General features: G+C 46.7%; 18 protein-coding genes. 9 read left to right on the forward strand and 9 right to left on the reverse strand.

The features are described from left to right. Window positions 1-132 precede the first annotated feature (132 nt). From fsa to BWI97_RS05645, 3 genes are all read left to right on the forward strand, one after another. Window positions 133-789, forward strand: coding sequence for a fructose-6-phosphate aldolase (fsa, locus tag BWI97_RS05635; protein WP_102200314.1), 657 nt, complete (start codon window positions 133-135; stop codon window positions 787-789). A 143-nt stretch (window positions 790-932) separates the two neighbouring features. After that, window positions 933-1280 (forward strand): hypothetical protein, encoded by a 348-nt coding sequence (locus BWI97_RS05640; protein WP_146010877.1) that lies wholly within the window; start codon window positions 933-935, stop codon window positions 1278-1280. Window positions 1281-1557: 277 nt separating this feature from the next. Continuing rightward, window positions 1558-4005, forward strand: coding sequence for an outer membrane beta-barrel protein (locus tag BWI97_RS05645; protein WP_094814593.1), 2448 nt, complete (start codon window positions 1558-1560; stop codon window positions 4003-4005). Window positions 4006-4331: 326 nt separating this feature from the next. On the opposite strand, the gene BWI97_RS05650 is transcribed toward BWI97_RS05645, so the two are convergent. The 3 genes from BWI97_RS05650 to rsfS all read right to left on the reverse strand — a co-directional run bounded on the left by BWI97_RS05650 (window position 4332) and on the right by rsfS (window position 7894). Continuing rightward, entirely contained in the window at window positions 4332-5000 is a 669-nt protein-coding gene (locus tag BWI97_RS05650) for a UDP-2,3-diacylglucosamine diphosphatase (RefSeq protein ID WP_369826543.1), read from the reverse strand. A gap of 291 nt (window positions 5001-5291) precedes the next feature. After that, window positions 5292-7337, reverse strand: coding sequence for an ATP-dependent zinc metalloprotease FtsH (gene ftsH, locus BWI97_RS05655; protein ID WP_094814589.1), 2046 nt, complete (start codon window positions 7335-7337; stop codon window positions 5292-5294). A 164-nt stretch (window positions 7338-7501) separates the two neighbouring features. Further along, on the reverse strand, window positions 7502-7894 hold the full coding sequence (gene rsfS, locus BWI97_RS05660) for a ribosome silencing factor (RefSeq protein WP_094814587.1): 393 nt from the start codon (window positions 7892-7894) through the stop codon (window positions 7502-7504). A 170-nt stretch (window positions 7895-8064) separates the two neighbouring features. On the opposite strand from rsfS, the gene BWI97_RS05665 reads away from it, so the two are divergent. Continuing rightward, on the forward strand, window positions 8065-8826 hold the full coding sequence (locus tag BWI97_RS05665; RefSeq protein ID WP_102200316.1) for a biotin--[acetyl-CoA-carboxylase] ligase: 762 nt from the start codon (window positions 8065-8067) through the stop codon (window positions 8824-8826). A gap of 3 nt (window positions 8827-8829) precedes the next feature. Here the strand turns inward: BWI97_RS05665 and BWI97_RS05670 are convergent, their stop codons facing one another. Both BWI97_RS05670 and rbfA read right to left on the reverse strand, forming a co-directional pair. Further along, window positions 8830-10041, reverse strand: coding sequence for an FtsX-like permease family protein (locus BWI97_RS05670; RefSeq protein WP_102200317.1), 1212 nt, complete (start codon window positions 10039-10041; stop codon window positions 8830-8832). Window positions 10042-10120: 79 nt separating this feature from the next. Beyond that, entirely contained in the window at window positions 10121-10498 is a 378-nt protein-coding gene (gene rbfA / locus BWI97_RS05675) for a 30S ribosome-binding factor RbfA (protein WP_102200318.1), read from the reverse strand. Between the two features lie 292 nt (window positions 10499-10790). On the opposite strand from rbfA, the gene BWI97_RS05680 reads away from it, so the two are divergent. After that, entirely contained in the window at window positions 10791-12200 is a 1410-nt protein-coding gene (locus BWI97_RS05680) for a DUF6427 family protein (protein ID WP_102200319.1), read from the forward strand. Between the two features lie 53 nt (window positions 12201-12253). On the opposite strand, the gene rpiB is transcribed toward BWI97_RS05680, so the two are convergent. After that, window positions 12254-12682, reverse strand: coding sequence for a ribose 5-phosphate isomerase B (gene rpiB / locus BWI97_RS05685; protein WP_102200406.1), 429 nt, complete (start codon window positions 12680-12682; stop codon window positions 12254-12256). A gap of 234 nt (window positions 12683-12916) precedes the next feature. On the opposite strand from rpiB, the gene BWI97_RS05690 reads away from it, so the two are divergent. Beyond that, on the forward strand, window positions 12917-13639 hold the full coding sequence (locus BWI97_RS05690; protein ID WP_094814605.1) for a TIGR00730 family Rossman fold protein: 723 nt from the start codon (window positions 12917-12919) through the stop codon (window positions 13637-13639). 55 nt (window positions 13640-13694) lie between these two features. On the opposite strand, the gene BWI97_RS05695 is transcribed toward BWI97_RS05690, so the two are convergent. The 3 genes from BWI97_RS05695 to BWI97_RS05705 form a co-directional block, all read right to left on the reverse strand. Then, entirely contained in the window at window positions 13695-14648 is a 954-nt protein-coding gene (locus BWI97_RS05695; RefSeq protein WP_102200320.1) for a helix-hairpin-helix domain-containing protein, read from the reverse strand. A gap of 131 nt (window positions 14649-14779) precedes the next feature. Next, the gene (locus BWI97_RS05700; RefSeq protein ID WP_102200321.1) at window positions 14780-16135 is read right to left on the reverse strand and encodes a glycoside hydrolase family 105 protein; all 1356 of its coding nucleotides are present in this window, start codon (window positions 16133-16135) and stop codon (window positions 14780-14782) included. A gap of 485 nt (window positions 16136-16620) precedes the next feature. Then, a complete protein-coding gene (locus tag BWI97_RS05705; protein WP_094814573.1) occupies window positions 16621-17046 on the reverse strand; it encodes a response regulator in 426 nt (141 codons plus the stop codon). A gap of 218 nt (window positions 17047-17264) precedes the next feature. On the opposite strand from BWI97_RS05705, the gene BWI97_RS05710 reads away from it, so the two are divergent. The 3 genes from BWI97_RS05710 (at window position 17265) to BWI97_RS05720 (ending at window position 19777) form a co-directional block, all read left to right on the forward strand. Beyond that, window positions 17265-17789, forward strand: coding sequence for a DinB family protein (locus BWI97_RS05710; protein ID WP_094814571.1), 525 nt, complete (start codon window positions 17265-17267; stop codon window positions 17787-17789). A 46-nt stretch (window positions 17790-17835) separates the two neighbouring features. Further along, window positions 17836-18936, forward strand: a complete 1101-nt coding sequence (locus BWI97_RS05715; RefSeq protein WP_102200407.1) for a Nif3-like dinuclear metal center hexameric protein — start codon at window positions 17836-17838, stop codon at window positions 18934-18936. 85 nt (window positions 18937-19021) lie between these two features. Continuing rightward, entirely contained in the window at window positions 19022-19777 is a 756-nt protein-coding gene (locus tag BWI97_RS05720) for a zinc ribbon domain-containing protein (RefSeq protein ID WP_094814569.1), read from the forward strand. The last annotated feature ends 19 nt before the right edge of the window (window positions 19778-19796 follow it).

Below are 19796 nucleotides of genomic sequence, written 5' to 3' on the forward strand. Positions count from 1 at the left end.
CGTAATTTTTTACTCATTTACCCAGAAAGAGAGAGGGACTTCCTTCACCTGAACCCTCTTTTAAAGAAATGAGTACCCAGGATCAATGTAGTAAACGGACCTCTTTTTAAACTGTATAACCAAGAGTAGCGTATGAAATTTTTCATTGATACGGCCAATCTCGATGAAATTCGGGAAGCCCACGAGTTAGGCGTACTGGATGGCGTAACGACCAATCCTTCGCTGATGGCCAAAGTGGGAATCAAGGGTAAAAACAACATTTTCAAGCACTACAAGAGCATTTGTGATATTGTAGACGGGGACGTGAGTGCGGAAGTAATCAGCACCGACTTCAAGGGAATTATTCGGGAAGGAGAGGAGCTGGCGGAAATCGACGAAAAAATCGTGGTGAAAGTACCCATGATTCGGGATGGCGTAAAAGCAATCAAATATTTTGCTGACAAGGAAATCAAGACGAACTGTACACTGGTATTTTCGGTGGGGCAGGCCCTGTTAGCAGCCAAAGCCGGAGCTACGTACGTTTCTCCCTTCGTAGGCCGACTGGACGATATTTCCATGGACGGTATCGATCTGATCGAATCCATTGTATCCATCTACGAAAACTATGGCTTCCTGACGCAGGTACTGGCGGCATCGATTCGTCATCCGGTACATATTCTCAAGTGTGCTGAGATTGGGGCTGACGTGGCTACCTGCCCACTGTCCGTCATCACGTCCTTACTGAATCATCCGCTCACGGATAGTGGATTGAAGAAGTTTCTGGCCGATGCCGCTACCTTCACCGAATAAAAGATTATTTGTTTTTACAAAAAAAGCCTGTTCGAAACAGGCTTTTTTTGTAAAAAATTAAAATAAAACTTGCTAAAAGTGATGAATGGTGACGTATTTGTAAGGACTGAATTTTAAGTTTGTATTTTCGAAAGTACCCGCTCATGTTGAAACGCATACTTCTTTTGTCTTTTGTGTTTGGCTTTGGATTGACCGCTATGGGTCAAAGCAAAGCGTCTGAGCGTAAAAAAGCTTCTAAATCAGTTCTACAGGAAGAGTCCGAAGGTGGACTTTCCAAGGTAGTAACGTTTATCAAAAATGCGGGTAAGGTCATTGACAATCCCACCAAGCTGCGAATTGAAGTAGAGGAAGAAGTACCACCCCGGGAGAAACCCAGAAGTGGATTTGGCAAAGTGATTCGCTTCATTCGGGATGTGGGTAAGGTCATGGACGACCCCACGCAGTTGAATATCTCCGTAGAAAAAGAAAAAGCTCCCCGTAAGGAAGAATAATCATTCCGATACGATCCGAGTCCGGTAGTCGCTAGAACGACTACCGGACTTTTCTTTTTTCGAAATATTTGATGGGGCGTGCAACGTCATCCGGGGCTTTTGCATCCATTAGTTATCCCCTCTAGTTCTTCAATTGATCCCCTCTTTTTTACCGTTCATCCGATTATTGTGCAATTCATAGTAGCTTGTATTGCATAGTACTTCATTCGACTCGCATCTTTGGGTCATCAACGAGATTAAAACATCCAATTCTATCTGTCTCCTTACCATCAAAGCCATGAAAACTATTCTATGTATCCTAACCTTTCTACTAGCCGGTATAGGCTTGGGATTTGCCCAGAAACCCTTCCAGGGAAGCATATCGGGCAAGATTACGGATGTATCAGGAAAGGCCGTTGAATTCGCTACCATCATGGTACTCAAGGCCAAAGATTCGACTTTGGCTAAGGGGGGAGTAGCCGATGCCAATGGTACCTTTGAAATTGAAGGCTTGGCGGAAGGCCGTTACCTGGTGACGCTTACGCAGGTAGGATTTGCTAAAAAGACAACGCCGCCGTTCGTACTGAATGCGGAATCGCCGAGTGTGAAACTGGCTGCTTTAGTAATGGAGCCTGCTTCGCAGGATCTGAAGGAGGTACGAGTAGCTGCGGCCAAACCTTTTATTGAACAGCAAATCGATAAGACGGTTGTCAACGTCGAAAACAGCATTGTGGCGGCTGGAAATACCGCTCTGGAAGTACTCGAACGTGCTCCGGGCGTAACCGTAGACCGCGACGGTAACATTTCGCTGAAAGGCAAAGCTCAGGTACGGGTGATGATTGATGGGAAGCCTACGTACCTGTCCAACGAAGATCTGGCTAATTTACTCCGCAATACGCAGGCGAATCAACTGGAGAAAATTGAGATTATGACCAATCCATCCTCCAAATACGATGCGGCTGGTAATGCCGGGATTATCAATATCCGGACAAAGAAAAACCAGAACGCGGGTTTGAATGGCTCGGCTAGCTTAGGTTTCGGATACGGATTGAACCCCAAAGCAAATGGTAGTCTGAACCTGAACTATCGTCAGAACAAATGGAATGTCTTTGGTAATTATTCGGGCGGGGCTCGTAAAAACTGGCGGGATCAGTCGATTGTTCGCAAGTTCCGTTCGGGCGATGAGGTGACGGCTTTGTACGATCAGTTTGCCGAGAATACGACCCGAAATCACAACAACAACGTAAAACTGGGGGCCGATTATTTTGCTTCGAAAAAGACGACGATTGGGGTCTTAATGAATGTAAATGCCGGAAGCTGGGGTAGTATAGGCGATAACGTCACCAAAATTTACAGAGGCACCAGCGTACTGGAAAAAACCACAACGACGGGTCAGGACTTTGATAATACCTGGAAAAGCCTGACGACCAACCTGAATTTGAAACATACCATTGATTCAACGGGTAAGGAATTTACGGCCGATGTTGACTACGCCCGGTACGATAATCGCTCGGATCAGCGGTACAAAATTACGACGGTGAATCCCGCCGGAGTAGATTTGGAAATCCCCCGCTTCGACGTGGGTAATACCAAAGGCATCGTGGATATTTATTCAGCAAAGGTAGATTATACGCATCCGTTCAGTAAAAATTCGAAAATGGAAGCAGGTCTGAAAACGGCTTTCGTTACGACAGATAACAACATGAAATTCACCATTCAGCAGGGAGAAGCACCCCGTGTGGATCCCGGTCGTACGAACCAGTTTATTTACAGAGAAAACATTAATGCCGCGTATCTGAACTACAGTACGCAAATCAAGAAAACCTCGGTTCAACTCGGTCTGCGTGGCGAGCAAACGGTGATGAAGGGGAATCAGGTGACGTCAGACACGAGCTTTCGCCGGAACTATCTGAACCTGTTCCCGAGTGTGTTCGTGCGTCAGGAATTGAATAAGAAGAATACCGTAGGCTTTTCGTATAGCTATCGCATCGATCGCCCTGATTACGAGGATTTAAATCCCTTTCTGTACTTCCTTGATTTGTACACGTATCAGCAGGGAAATCCGTACCTGAGACCCCAATTCTCGCACGTAGCTGAAGTGACGCACACGTTTATGGGAGCCGTAACGACCACCTTAAACTACGGACGTTCGAATGGAATCATTACCGAAGTTTTACGTCAGGACGATGCCGCTCGTACCACCTTTATCAACAAAGAAAACTTTGGTTTCCGCGAAAACTACGGCGTAGCGATCTCGGCCAATATCCCTATCACGAAAAAATGGATGAGCATCAACTACCTTAATGTGAACCGGAATCGCTTCGTTGGCTTGCTTAATGGAGGTGAATTTGACGGACGCATCGTAACGACGACCTTTAATACACAAAACCAGTTTACGCTTCCTAAAAACTGGTCGGCAGAAATCAGCGGTTTCTACATGAGCGGGTTTCTGGAAGGTACGATCAAGGGAGAGCCGATGTGGCAGGTTTCCGTGGGGGTACAGAAACAATTCTGGGATAAGAAAGCTAGCTTAAAGCTGAATGTACGCGATATTTTCTGGTCGCAACAATTCCGGGGAAGTTTCGTGTTTGGCAACGTAGACATGCAAATTCGGAATAAGTGGGAGAACCGGGTAGCAAACTTAACCTTCTCGTATCGCTTCGGAAACTCTAAAATTCAGGCTTCCCGTCGCCGCAGTACCGGTCTGGAAAGTGAAGCTGGACGGGTGAATCAGGGCAGTAATTAGTAAATAGTTTTAATAAATGAATAGGGAAACCAGCGAAACTTCGCTGGTTTTTTCGTTAAGTCAAAGTGTATGTAATGCACCGTATCCATTGGCATTCCGCAATTCTCCGCATTACAAGCGGGCTAATGGTACACTACCCCGAAAAGCAAACATCCCGAAAGTTTCTAACCTCCGGGATGCTATTACGAAATCGATAATCGACTGAAAAAGAAGAAGTTGATTTGTTGAAAAGAAATATAGTTTGTAAAACTATCAACTATCAACTATCAACTATCAACTATCAACTATCAACTATCAACTATCAACTATCAACTATCAACTATCAACTATTTCTTGTTTGCCGGGACTAATAGGGCCGGATCATTCTCGAATATTTTCATTACAAATGTTTCCCCATCATAACAGCCATACGACTGCGTATAAATCCATTCTCCAATGTTAATATATCGGCTGGTAGCTGATACATCCATATCCAGAATCAGATGCCGATGGCCAAAAATGTAATAGTCATGATGGGATTGAGATTCGACTTCACGGCAGTATTGAAAAATCCACTCGGCCTCTTCACTGCGGAAAAACTCTTCAGGTTCCCCTGCTTTAGACGCCCGCGAATGTCGGGCCCAACGGTAAGCCAGCGTAATCCCTACGTCTGGATGTAACCAGCGAAACAAAAACTGGAGAAACGAATTGGTAAAAACCGGTTTTAAAATCCGCTTGTAGGCCCAGTCGCCGGGACCCAAACCATCCCCGTGACCCACCAAAAAACGCTTCGTCGTTTGGTTACTAATGATCTGAAAAGCAATCGGATTACGGTGAACAGGGATATTCAATTCCTTCGGAAAATAGTCTCGCATCCATAAATCGTGATTACCCGTGAACAGGTGAATTTCCACACCTTCGTCCCGCAATTGAGCCAGTTTTCCTAAAAAACGAACGTAGCCCTTCGGTACGGCTTCGCGATATTCATGCCAGAAATCAAAAATGTCACCTGCCAAAAATAGCACCTGAGCTTCCGAACGAATGTGTTCAAGCCAGCGTACTAGGGCACGTTCACGTTCGGCACTTTGAGAAAGGGGGCACTGCCCAAATGAAAGTCGGAAGCAAAGAAAATTTTCTTTCCGGGAAGGAGTTGAATATCGTTCATTAGAACAGGAAACAGCAGCAACGGGCTGCTGCTAAATGAAGCTACAAAGATAGAAGGCCATTAGTGAATTCGTACAACGAACCTTGAAAGCATAAAAAAACGTCTCTCCGAGTGATCAGAGAGACGTTTTTTACTGAGAAACTTAGGCTTGTTCCGTTGGAACTACTTCTGAGTTGTCAGGAGCAGCATCCTGAGGAATCTCGGTAGGAGCTGATTCTTTATCAGCTGGCGTACCGTTTTTGCCCTTCATATACGCTTGGTAAGAAGTTTCCTGCTCAAACGGACGTTTGCCAATCAGTTCTTCTAAGTCAGACTGGAAGAGTACTTCTTTCGTCAACAGTTGCTGAGAGATTACTTCTAAAGCTTGAATGTTATCGCGTAACAGTCCTTTCGTGCGTTCGTAAGCTGCGTCTACGATCATCCGTACTTCTTCGTCAATGATACGAGACGTTTCTTCCGAGTAAGGCTTGTTAAACGAGTATTCGTTATTGCCTTTTGAATCGTAAAACGAAATGTTACCCAGTTTCTCGTTCATACCGTATACGGTAACAATCGAGTAGGCCATTTTCGTCACACGCTCCAGATCACTTAAAGCACCCGTGGAAATTTTACCGAAAACTACTTCCTCGGCCGCCCGTCCACCTAACGTCATACACATTTCGTCGAGGAGCTGTTCGGTACGGTACAGGAATTGTTCCTTTGGTAAATACTGAGCGTAACCTAAAGCAGCCACACCACGGGGCACAATCGTCACTTTTACCAGCGGATCGGCGTGTTCAAGGAACCAGCCTGCAACGGCGTGACCCGCTTCGTGATAGGCCACAATTTTCTTTTCGTGCGGAGAAATAATCTTGTTTTTCTTCTCCATACCACCAATCACCCGGTCCATTGCATCCTGGAAATCCTGCATATCAATGGCCTGTTTGTTTTTCCGAGCAGCGATCAGAGCCGCCTCGTTACAAACGTTCATGATTTCAGCACCAGCAAAACCAGGGGTTTGAGCGGCCAGCTTGTTGGCAACTACATCCGGAGCCAGTTTCAGGCTCGACATGTGTACTTTGAAGATAGCCTCCCGACCAATAATATCGGGTTTGTCAATCGAGATTTGACGATCAAAACGACCGGGACGCATCAAGGCAGAATCCAATACATCCGGACGGTTGGTAGCAGCCAGGATAATAATACCGGAATCCGTAGCAAAACCATCCATCTCTACTAATAACGAGTTCAGGGTATTTTCCCGTTCGTCATTAGCTCCGGGCATGGCACCCCGGCCCCGTGACCGACCTACCGCATCAATCTCATCGATAAAGATAATACAGGGAGCTTTTTCTTTCGCTTGTTTGAAGAGGTCACGTACCCGAGCGGCACCTACCCCTACGAACATTTCCACGAAGTCAGAACCTGACAGGGAGAAGAAAGGTACACCCGCTTCACCTGCAACAGCCTTTGCCAACAAGGTTTTACCCGTACCTGGAGGGCCAATCAATAGGGCTCCTTTAGGAATCTTACCCCCGAGGTCCGTAAACTTCTTCGGATTTTTAAGGAATTCAACAATTTCCTTAATCTCTTCTTTAGCTTCGTCGAGACCTGCTACATCGTCAAATGTAATTTTGACTTTGTTTTCCGCATCGAAAAGCGTTGCCCGCGAACGACCGATATTGAAGATTTGTCCACCCGGACCAGCACCGCCAGCCATGCGACTCATCATAAAGTACATCGTAACGACGATCAGAATCAGGAAACCCCAGCTGGAGAAAAATTCCACGAGTCCGGCCCGCTCATCCACGGTATAGTCAATGGGGGCAGTCGGGTGTGCTTTGTTAAACTCCTTTACATCGTCATTAAAAATTTCGGTCGACGGAATGGGAAAAGCAAAATGGGGTCCTGGCGTCGAAGGAAAATACGATTTCTGATTGGTCAGACCTCGGTATTCAGGTTTCTGCAAGGCTTCCCGGGTCAGGGTAACTTCCACCAGTTTGTCATTGACAACCACGGTTTGTTCTACTTCACCTTTCGCAGCCATTTCAAAGAATTGTTTCATCTTAATTCTTTGCACTGCACTGCTCTTACTTACGAACATAATCGCAATGATCGCAACCACCAATCCCGCTACAAGCCAGCCCTGAAAACCTGGTCGGCGGGGAGGTTTAGGTAATTTGGGTTTATTTGGGGTTTCTTCAGCCATATTCTGTCTTTCTTGCTTGGATGCCGAATCGGAACCCGGCGATGATCACTCTGGCGGTAAAACCAGTTAATTAGTAAAAGTGTAATCCACAAGATGAATGAATGGTTTCGTCAGACGATTCAGCTTGGGTCGAATGGCAGAAAAATCAGGGTGAACGGCTAAAATCAGGCTTCGTCTTCGATAACCGTAAATTCAGCATCGCCCCAAAGCTCTTCCAGACGATAAAAATCTCGTCTTTCCTGTTTAAAGACGTGTGCCACTACATCGACATAATCGATCAGGATCCATTCTTTCTGGCTTTTTCCTTCACGATGCCAGGGGTTCACACCCGTATTCTTGTGCACCTCTTCGTCAATGGAATCAGCAATAGCGTCAATTTGCGTGTCTGATTTACCAGAGCAGATGACAAAGTAATCCGCAATGGCATTTTTGACGCCTTTTAAATTTAAAACCACAATATTCTGGGCTTTTTTCTCCTGCATGCCCTTCACCACGAGTTGGCAGAGTTCATCCGCCGGGATGTCATTTTCTTTGACGCGTTGAGCCGTTTCAATCATTCGTTAAAAGATTACCGTTAGCGGCTGACAGAATAAATCTGTGTTCAGCATAACGAATCGAAGAGTTTAATATTAAGATTACGAAGTACGCTTAAAATTAGGACTTGTACTTCATCTGACACGTATATAACGCTAGATTCGTAAATTTCCTCCCTTAAAACTAAAAATAATTGTACAAATCTTATCCAAACACCGAATTTATAGGTCAAAAAATTATATATCTGCCAAGTTGTCATTCTACCAATGACCTAGCCGCCGATTATTTACGCGAAGAAGCTCCCGAGGGCCTTCTGATCATTACGGATGAACAGACTGGCGGGCGAGGACAACGCGGCAGTAGCTGGGTTGCCAATGTGGGCGAAAATTTGACCTTTTCTTTTATCCTCAGACCCGTTTTTCTGCAGGCTCCGCAGCAGTTTCGGCTGAGTATTGCCATTGCCCTGGGGGTGCACGACTTTCTGTCCCATTTGCTGGGAGAAGGCGTACGCATAAAATGGCCCAACGATTTGTATTACAGGGATCAAAAACTGACGGGTATTCTGATCGAAAATTCCCTGATGGGAAGTACGTTGACCGGGGCTGTCGTAGGAATTGGTGTAAACATCAATCAACTGCAGTTCAGTATGCCTACGGCCACGTCAGTCCGACAGATTACGGGTCGGGAGTTTCAGCTTGAAAAACTCCTGAACCAGCTCTGTGTGAACCTGGAAACCCGCTATCTACAGTTAAGAAAAGGCGATCATTTACAGCAACGCCAGGAATACCTGCAACGCCTGTATCGGTATCAAACCTGGCATCCGTATCAGGATACAACGGGTAAAGTCTTTGCGGGTAAAATCAGCGGCATTGCTGACAACGGGCAACTCGAGGTCGAAACGGAAAGCGGCATCCGGTATTTCGGTATAAAGGAAATCAGTTTTCTTCAGCAGTAATTCCTAAAGTTCCTGCTTGGCGGCTTTCTGGGCGGGCATCCAGGAGGCCGCCAGCGTAATGATGATAATGGCGACGGTGACGCCAACCAGATCGAACATCTGCATCCGGACGGGATACGCATCGACCAGTGAACCGACCAGCTCCATTTTTACCAGGCCGTATTCCTGCTGTAACCAGCAAATGCCAATACCCGCCAGCAAACCTACCAAAGCCCCACTGAAGCCCACCAGGGCTCCTTCAGTCAGGAAAATCCGCCGAATCAGTCCGGGCCAGGCTCCTAAAGCCAGCAAGGTTGCCACATCGGATTTTTTCTCGATGGCCAGCATCGATAGAGAGAAATAGATATTAAAGGAAGCGATGGCGACAATGAGCGTCAGGGTTATAAACACAAAAAGCTTTTCAATCTGAATAGCTCGGAACAAACTGGCGTGTTGCTCGTCGGGGTTTTGTACCTTGAACGTCGAACCTAAAGCCGTTTTCACCTGCTTCTGTATTGATTCGACGGCTACGCCTGGTTGTAATTGTAATTCCAGAGCCGTACGTTTACCATCCGTTTCGAATAAATCTTCCGCAAATCGCAGGGGGACAAAAACGTACTGATCGTCAAAGGTTTGCTCAATACTGAAAATTCCCCCCGGCTGAATGTTCGCCTGATTGAAGGCATCCAGGCCGGGAGCCGCCAGGTTAGCGTTTCTGCGAGGGTACCAGATTTCCAGCGGCGTCAGCGGATCTTCCGGTCTTAAACCCAGCATACGGGCCACGCCAATGCCGAGTACGGCAAAATTTTGCTGTTGTTGTTGGAGGATCAGACTTCCGGCGATACGGGCGGTATCCATTTCCGGATGCGACTGTAAATTATCGTCCATCGCCTTGATGGTTACTACTGTTCGCTGATCTCCGTACTGAACCAGGGCATTTTCTTCGTATACCTGTGTGATGTGCTTGATACCCTGAATTTTCTTAAGCTCCGTCCAGAGCGAATCCGTTACCCGAAAATTCTTGCCACTGGCGGGTACGATCCGTAAATCAGCATCAAAGGTTTTAAAAAGCTGCCGGTTAAAGTCTTCCAGTCCATTAAACACGGACAGAACCACCACTAAAGCCATCGTACCAATGCATACACCCAGCATGGAGATAATGGCGATAAGGTTGATAAACGAGGTTTTTTTCTTGGTAAGAAAATAACGGCGGGCAACTAGAAAGGCCAGATTCATGCCTGAACTTCAAAAGGGTAGGGAAGAAATATAAAAAGATCCGGTTTTATCCACGGATAAAACCGGATCAGACCCGTACTTATTTTTCTTCGGACTCGTCAGTAGCGGGTGGAATGGTGATTCCCGCAAACAGGGCATCCATTTTAGCCGCGTACTCGGAGGTGTCATCCAGAAAGAACTGTAACTCTGGAATAATCCGTACCTGATTCCGGATCTTATTGGCCAGAATCTGCCGGATGTGTTTCGTTTTGTCCTGGATACTTTTCAGCAGTTGATCTTTGTCTTCGGTTAACAGAAAACTCAGATACGCTCGGGCAATGCCCAAGTCGGGGCTTACTTTCACGTCCGTAACGGTGATAAACGCATTCCCAAACTGACTCTGCATTTCCCGTTGAAAAATATCTCCCAGGTCTTTCTGTATTTGCCGGGCAAATTTTTGTTGTCGTTTCGATTCCATACCATTCGTCTAGGGAGAGGAGGGCCTCTCCGGGGTTAAACTCATCCCGAACCCCGCAAATATCCGAATTTTCCCCGTGAGTTTAGGAAGGATCGCAGAGGTTTCGGAATAGAGTGGTTAATTTTACCATAGAATTCCTGATGAAGAAAGGGATTGATGGAGCATAATCGAACGCGAGTCTGTTCCATTTTCCTGGGCGAACCTGTTACGTCCAACCCCAATCTTCTGTATGAGGTGAATCAAAGAATCAGGCCAATGGCCGGTTCGTTCAGATATAAAACGCTTTACAATCTTGCTTAGTTTTTTCCGGGTCAACGCGGCCTATCAGCTCTTCGTACTTTTAGTAATTCTGTTCCTGGTCCGCCTTCCGGTCCTGATGGGAACCACTCCACTGTTGATTCCTGAAATGCAATGGACGTTGCTGGGCGAGCAACTCAGCAAGGGGCACGGCCTTTACGATGGCATCTGGGACAGTACGGCTCCCATGGCAGCAGCAGTCTATGCGGGTTTACACTGGATTTTTGGCCGCTCCGAAATCATGTATCACTTTGTGGCTTACGCGATAGCCGCTTTTCAGATGATTTATTTCAATCTGATTATGAGTCGCCAAAGCGTCTTTTCGGATCGAAATTATGTGCCAGGTTTTATCTATCTGGTTCTGATGAATCTGTCGTTCGATTATACCACGCTTTCACCGGCCCTGCTGGCCACGACCTTCCTCTTGCTCGCCCTGGGTACGATGCTTAAGCAGCTGGATCGGGAGGGAATTCGGGATGAATTACTGGAAGTGGGCTTCTACATTGGCATAGCTACGCTGTTTTACCCACCCTGTATGGTGTTTATTCTATGGGCAGTACTAGCCTTACTCCTGTATAGCGGTGCGAGCTTCCGCCAGCACATCATGAATATCCTCGGGTTTCTCTTTCCGCTGGTCATTGTGAACCTCTATTTTTATCTGGATGGTCGGTACGATGCTTTTACCCGGAATTTTCTCAGTATCATTTTCCAGATCCGCCAATACGATCTAAATGATTTTCAAACCCTGATTACAGTACTCATTTTACCCGTCATACTGGCTGGATTGGGCTTTCTACAAATTCTCAAACACGGACGCTATACGAATTTCCAATCGCGGGTACAACAGGTGATGGCTTTGTACCTGGGAGCCTGTCTGCTCTCGGTGGGGCTGATGGCTTATCTGGCTCCCATGCAGTTTGTCATTTTCACGCCCGGTCTGGCCTTTTTTAGTGTCTACTTCTTTGAGACCTATACTCGCCGCAGATGGATTCCAGAAATGATGTTTGTAATCTTTGTAGGAGGAGTCGGGATTTTGTTTTATTTGACCCTGTTACCGGCCTTTTCCAATACGATTCTGAAACTGGAAAATCTGACCGTACAACCTGTACGCTTACCCAGTGAGATTAAAAACAAACGAATTCTGGTATTGGGCGATGGCATGGGTGAATACCTCGAAAATTACCCGGCAACGGCTTATCTGAACTGGAATCTGGCCCGTTTCGATCTGGAAAATCTGAACAATTACAACAACGTCATCAATATCCTCCGAAACTTTGAGAAAGACCCGCCGGAGTACCTGATTGACCGCCGTAATCTCGCTCCAACGCTTTTCAAACGCATTCCCGCTCTGGCCCGGCAGTACGAGCAAATCGATAAGGGAATCTACCGCAAAATACACGCTTAAAACGAAACGAGGCCCGACTTCTGAGTCGGGCCTTGTTTCGTTATGGAACACCTTTAGCAACTGATTTTACCAACGCGGGTAGCGTGTCTACCGGCTTCGAAAGGCGTGTCCAGAAACGTTTGTACGCAGGTTTCCGCAATTTCATACGCAATGAAACGGGCGGGAATGCAAATGACATTTGCGTTGTTATGCTGACGGGAAAGTTCGGCTAATTCCCGACCCCAGACCAGGGCTGCCCGAACGTCCTGATGTTTATTCGCCGTAATGCAAACGCCCTGACCACTGCCGCAACACAATACGCCAAAGTCCGCTTCCAGCGTCTCGACCGCTGAGGCCACGGGATGAGCAAAGTCCGGATAGTCGACGGAATCAAGGGAGTACGTGCCAAAGTCCGTGACGTGATGACCTTGCAGGGTAAGGTAATCGGCCAGGCGTTTTTTGTAATCAAATCCGGCGTGATCGGAGCCGATGGCAATTTTCATGCGAGTATTCGGAAGTTTAAGTAAAAACTGCAACATTACGGAGCGGAAAACAGTTATATCCTTCCCGTTTTACAAAAGTAGGAGCCTTCTATCAAAAGCCCTGCTCCAGCGGGAAAATGTTCAAGTAAACCACTTATTACGATGTCAGAAAATAATCAAGAAATAAAGCCTACGGGATTACCACCGGTACCCGGAAGCGATGAAAATATCCGACCCTTAACTGATGTTTCCTTAATGAATCCGGCGGTCATTGAAGACGAAGCCCGTATTCGCGAAGCCTTCGAAAACCGAGACTGGGCCGAAATCAAGAGTGCCGATTCCTGGGTTGTGTTTAAAGTAATGGCGGAGTTTGTGGAAGGGTTTGACCGAATGGCCAAAATCGGTCCCTGTGTCTCCATCTTCGGCTCGGCTCGTACCTTACCCGATCACCCCCACTACAAATTGGCCGAAGAAATCGCGGGAAAACTCGTGAAACTCGGTTACGGTGTGATTACGGGGGGCGGTCCCGGTATCATGGAAGCCGGTAACAAGGGAGCAAAGGAAAATGGCGGTAAATCCGTTGGGTTAAATATCAAACTACCTTTTGAACAGCAGCCAAACATTTACATTGACCACGATAAAAGTATCAATTTTGACTTTTTCTTCGTACGGAAAGTAATGTTTGTCAAATACGCCCAGGGCTTCATTGCCCTGCCCGGCGGCTTTGGTACGATGGATGAATTGTTTGAATCACTCACGCTCATTCAGACCCAGAAAATTGGCCGTTTCCCGATTGTACTGGTGGGTCGCGAATACTGGGGTGGGCTGGTTGACTGGCTCCGGAATGTAATGGGCGAAGAAAACGGCTACATCAAGTTAAACGACCTGAATTTGTTTAGTGTAGTCGATACGGCGGATGAAGCCGTGGGAGTCATCGAGAAATTCTATTCCCGGTATATGCTGAAGCCTAATTTCTAAAATAAATCGGTCTGTACTAGATCCTGTTACTGGATCTAGTACCAGACCGTAAAAATTAAAAGGCGAGGTACGGTTCCAGTTTCTTCAGCGTACCTTCGTCCAAGAGCTTTACGGCTTTCAAATCAGCGGCGGACTGAAAATCACCGTGTTGCTGGCGATAGGCTAGAATAGCTTTGGCTACGTAGGGCTTCAAGTAGGGGTGGCGGAACTGTTCCAGACTTACTTCATTGATTTTAATTTTCCGTACGGAACCCGGGCCCGTCAGACGCCCGTGTTTGAGCAATTCCTGTACTACCGTCGAATCGAGTCCCCAGACTTCCCGTAGTTGATTTTCGTTTACAAAACCACCCAGACTTTCCCGGAATTTAATGATGCGAAGAGCCAGTTTCGAGCCAATGCCGTAGACCTTCTTGAAATCGGTCGTATCCGCTTCATTTAGTTGAAAGGTAAATGTAGTACGGTCCGCTTTCGATGGCGTAGAACGAGTTTCAGTACTAGACTTAAGGGTTGGATTGGAAAAGGAAGTAGGGGTAGCGGGCAGACGAATGTACGCTTCCAGTTGCCGATACTGCTCTTCCGGGAAATCATAGATGCGTAGTAAATCTTCTTTTTTACGGAATACGCCCCCTTTGGATCGGTACTTGACAATTCGCTCGGCCATCCAGCGGGCCACGCCCAATTCCTGCCACTGTTCGGAGGTGATGGTGTTCGGGTCAAAGGCGAACAAACGCGTAGGTTTACTTAGACGCTTGTCGGGGTAATGGTTGTAATCGCGGGAATCGTGTTCGGAGTACGCTTTTTGCGTTTCAGACTGCACCTCCAACTGGGCCATCAGCGTGTCAAGCTTTTGTGCATCCTGCGAATCCTGTACAGAATCAGGAAAGAAATCCAGTACAAAAGGAGAGATAAGCAGTATAATCAGCAGACACAGCAGAACCAGAAAGCCCCGTGATTCGGTGCGACTGAAACCAAAATAATTCCGTATCCATTGGGTGAGCTTGGAAGGCATAAGTGAAGCGATTAATGCTTCAAATTACGAGTAGCTTCCTTTCGCAAAGTCAACCGTTTACTAAATGGAGGGATCTAAAAATAAAATCCGCACAGGTAAGCCCGTACGGATTCCGAAAACCTAATACAATACTATTTCCGTTGAAGAGCCTGCAACGAACTGTCGTTGATCTCAAAAGGTTGTTTTTTCAATAACTGAATGACTTCCGAAGCCGCCAGAATGACCGGACCGTAGCCATGAGCCGCGTAGGGGCTGATGGGGCGGTGGTAATAAAAAGCCGGATCGAAGCCCATACCCGTTCCCACGCAGGTACCTTCCACCTGCCCTTTGGCGTTCACTTTCGTAGAAACGGCATTCCAGGCTAGCAAACAGGCGGGGGCATAAGCCACCTTATCAATCCAGCCTTTGTTGATCGCACGGGCCAGACAATAGGCGTAAATAGCCGTAGCGGAAGTTTCCAGGTAGGAATCATTGCGGTCGAGGAGCTGGTGCCAGAAACCTGAGCCCGACTGGCAGGCGGTCAGGCCTTTCACATGAGCCTGTAATAATTCCAGAATTTTAGCCCGTTGCGGGTGATTCTCCGGTAATACGTCGAGTAGCTCCACTTTAGTCAGAATAGCCCAGCCATTGGCCCGGGCCCAGTGAAATTCAGGATGGACATTCATTCCTTCGACCCATCCGTGCATGTACAGACCTTTCTGGGGGTTAAACATCCGCTTCGAAAACTGCATAACCTGTCGGGTCGCTTCCGTGTAATATTTTGCCTCGCCCGTAAGCTTACCCATCTGAGCAAGGGCTGGCACGCCCATGAATAAATCATCCAGCCAAAGCGTATTGGGTTGCGGACGATTACGGGCCAGCGTCCCATCCGATAAACGGTATTCTTTGGTAAGAATATACGTAATGAAATGATCGATTAGTGGACGCAGTGTCGCCGTATTCCCACCTCGGACGGATTTGATCATAGCTGCCGTAAGGGCTCCCCCATCATCCAATGCGTGCGGATTGAGAAACGAACGCATGGCAAGCCGGTTCTGAGGATCTTCTTTAAGCAGTTTCTGAAAATGCGGAGCGATTTCAGCCAGAAATTTCAGTCGTTCATCCGTATAAGCTTTGTATTTGGGATCACCCGTTGCTTCGCTGGCCTGTAACAGAGCCGCGTACGTAACGCCCCATTCATAGCTGGTAAGGCGGAAGTCAGCCTTAGCAAAGGTGGTATTCGCATCAATGGAAGAAAAATCCGTCAGAATCTTATTGCTTTGTTTATCAGCAAGTTGGGTAGGCGTTACAGCATTCAAGTACGCATAAACCCGGTCTAATACCTGGGTTGCCGCTTCTGCTGAAACTTTACCATAAGGGACCGGATAGTCGGGTTGTAACAAGTGCAAAGGCGTATCAGCGTCGGTAGCCCGGGTCTCATTGCGTTGAGCAAAAGTTATCTGACACAGCACCACTAAAACAAGACTAGTGAAGATACATTTTTTCATGGAAGCGATTGTATAGAATAGGATAGAGTAAGATACGCAAATCAAAGACGGATAAACAAAAAAAAAGCCCTTAGATAGGGCTTTGGGAGGGGTTGGATATAAACGCTGTAAATGGGTAGATTGAAGGTTGGATGTACTGAACAGACAGGTTATGGTTGAACGTCGAAATCGATTTGTTCTTAAGAAAACCCCTCAAATCTAAAAGATGAGAGGGGTTTTACTACTCAGAACTAGCTACACCGTCATGAAGCTATTCTGCTTCTAAAATCAATCTTTCAAGCCGCCACTTGATTAGATTGATGAAACAAAACTACTGCCTCTAAAACGAGCCGAACTGAGTTTTCGGTGAAAGGGATATTTAGAGCGGTAAATAGTAGTAAATACCTGTTTTTCGGCAAAATTTAGTTGATAATGATGTCGTAAGTAAGTATATATACGTTGAGTAGACAATTACATCTTATTAGAAATAATTGGGGAAAAGCGAATCATTGTTCCGGTGGCAGACGTACAATCTGGCCCCAGAACTCGTATAGGCTCTTGAACGTATTGACTAAGTCGTTGTAACTCGATGGCTTTACGATGTAGGAATTTGCCCCGAAACGATACGCATTTTTAATGTCTTCGGGAACAGAAGAGGTACTCATGACAATAACCGGCAGAAAACAGGCGTGAGCGTGTTTCCGAATATATTGCAAAAGCTCAGGCCCACCGCCAGGACGGAGATTCCAGTCGAGTAAGAGCAAGTCAGGCAACTTCTGCTTGGTATCAAGCCGATGGAGCAATTCAGATTCTGTACTTACATTTTCCCATTGAACCCTGGCTCCCGCTTCTTCAAAGGCTTCCTGCACCAGGAATCGGTCATCTGCATCGTCGTCTGCTAATAGGATATGTAAGATAGAAGTCTCATTCATGACACCAACGCACTTAGTAGTATTCAGGCATACGAATACCTTTTCTAAAGGACTAGAAGCAAAAAAAACATTCCTTGATAAAAACTGAGTAAAGCTGGGAACGAAGTAAGATTTTTTTCACTATTTCGAAGCGAAGCTTTCAGACTGACTACGGATTTAGTGGAAGGGATTTCCCAACCATTTCTGTAAAGTCCTGTATAATCACTCGTTTGACTAGCATGAACCGGCCTTCATCCACTGAGTATCCTGCTTCGAGCCAGATGGCTCATTACATCTCACTAGTACCCGAATCTAAGGTACTGGAGGTATTACACCGTCAGTACGAAGAAGTTCGGCACCGCTATGAATCGTTGCTGGTACCGGAGCAGGCAGACTTTCGCTATGCCGAAGAGAAATGGAGTATCAAAGAAGTGTTGGGCCACCTGATTGATACCGAGCGTATTTTTTCTTACCGGGCTCTGGTAATTGCTCGGGGAGAAACCCAGAAACTACCGGGTTTTGAACAGGATGAATACATGGCCGTAGCTCAGTTTAGCAGACAGCCTCTGGAAGATTTACTGCAGCAGTATCAATTTTTACGCAAAAGCAATCTGCTGCTATTCCGTAGTTTCAGTGAGGAGGATCTATCCCGAATGGGTACCAGCAGTGGTTCCCCTTTGTCGAGCCGAGCCCTGATTTTTATGATTGCCGGGCACGAACGGCACCATTTGAATATTTTAACCGAACGTTATCAATTGGGATAGTTTTCTACGGAAAGAAACCTGTTAAAAATTGACGTATACCCTGGCCATGAGTACAATTCAACACGTTACTTCTTTTCTGGAAAAATGGGCTCCCCTGGCTTATCAGGAAAGCTACGACAATGCGGGTCTGATCGTTGGCGATCCACAGCAGGAAGTAAAAAATATTCTGGTAACCCTGGACTGCACGGAAGCCATCGTAGAGGAAGCCCTGCAGCGAGACTGTAACCTGATCATTGCCCATCATCCCATCGTTTTCAAGGGATTGAAACAGCTGAATGGGAAAAATTACGTCGAACGGACCGTCATCAAAGCCTTGAAAAACGACATTGCTCTCTACGCCATTCATACCAATCTGGATAGCGTAAAAGGAGGCGTAAACGATCGGATCGCTCAACAACTCGGCCTGTCGTCAGTGCGTATTCTGGCTCCCAAACGGCAGACGCTCGAAAAGCTTACCACCTTCGTTCCCGTGGAACAAACCTCGCAGGTTCTGGAGGCTCTCTATGCCGCCGGAGCGGGTCAGATCGGGGAGTATAAAAACTGCTCGTTCCGGACGCTGGGTACGGGCACCTTCACGCCAACGGGAGCCGCAGACCCTTTTCTGGGAAAACTAAATCAGCCCGAAGAAGTAGAGGAGTACCGGATTGAAGTGATTTTTCCGGCTCCTCTGGAAGGGCGGGTGTTACAGGCTCTGCGGCAGGCCCATCCCTACGAAGAAGTGGCGTACTATCTGCACCAGCTCGAAAACAGTAATCAGGAAGTGGGTTCCGGAGCGATCGGTACACTGCCCGAACCCCTCTCTGAAAACGATTGGCTAGCGTATCTGAAAAGCCGGATGAACCTGAAAGTGATTCGTCATACGGAACCGCGGAACAAAACCGTACAAAAAATTGCTATCTGTGGTGGATCGGGCAGTTTTCTGCTGAAAGATGCGTTACGGCAACAGGCGGACGTTTTCGTAACCGCTGATTTCAAATACCACGAGTTCTTCGATGCCGAAAAGCAGCTAATGATTTGTGATATTGGGCATTACGAAAGCGAAGTTTTCACGAAAGAGCTATTAAGTGAGCGTCTAACGGAAAATTTTCCTAATTTTGCGACACTTTTATCTAAAACTGACACCAATCCGGTTCACTATTTCGTGTAAGTTCTACAGTTTTTTCTTAAATGGGCTGAATGTCAGCCCGGTTGTTAAGTAAAAGCTGGAAACGATAGATTCGAAACTCTCATTCATGGAAGCAACGGTAGCTCAAAAACTCGATTTTCTCCTCCAATTACAGGCCATAGATTCTCAGTTAGACGAAATCAAAAAAATTCGCGGGGATTTGCCTGAAGAAGTTCGGGATCTTGAGGATGATATCGCCGGGTTTGAAACCCGTATCAAACGTCATAAAGATACCATCGACACGCTTGATTCCGAAATTCACGGCTATCGTCAGGCCAAGCGTGACGCTGAAAAACTGATTGTTAAGTATAAAGATCAGCAAAATAACGTCCGCAATAACCGGGAATTCGATGCCATCAACAAAGAGATCGAATTTCAGGAACTGGAAATGAAACTGGCGGATAAGCGTACGGCTGAAGCCAGCGAAAAAGTGCGTCTGAAAGAAGAAGAAATTCGTCATACGCAACAATTACTGGAAGAACGTCGCAAAGATCTTGACGCGAAACGTAAAGAACTGGACATCATTCTGGGAGAAAGCCAGGAAGATGAAAAGAAACTAAACGACCAACGCGACAAACAGGCACTGAAAGTGGAGGATCGTTTACGTCTGGCTTATCAGCGTATCCGAGACAACTCTTCGAACGGACTGGCCGTTGTAACGGTTCGTCGGGCGGCGTGTAGCGGTTGTTTCAACGTCGTACCTCCTCAACGTCAGGCCGACATTCGGGAGCAGAAGAAAATCATCATCTGTGAACATTGCGGTCGCATTCTGGCGGACGTCGAAGACGCTCCTGTTACGGTTGCTACAACTTCACGGCGGTAATTTTACTTTTACAGCAACA

Origin of the sequence: Siphonobacter sp. BAB-5405, from assembly GCF_002872335.1 — a bacterium.
Taxonomy (GTDB): domain Bacteria; phylum Bacteroidota; class Bacteroidia; order Cytophagales; family Spirosomataceae; genus Siphonobacter.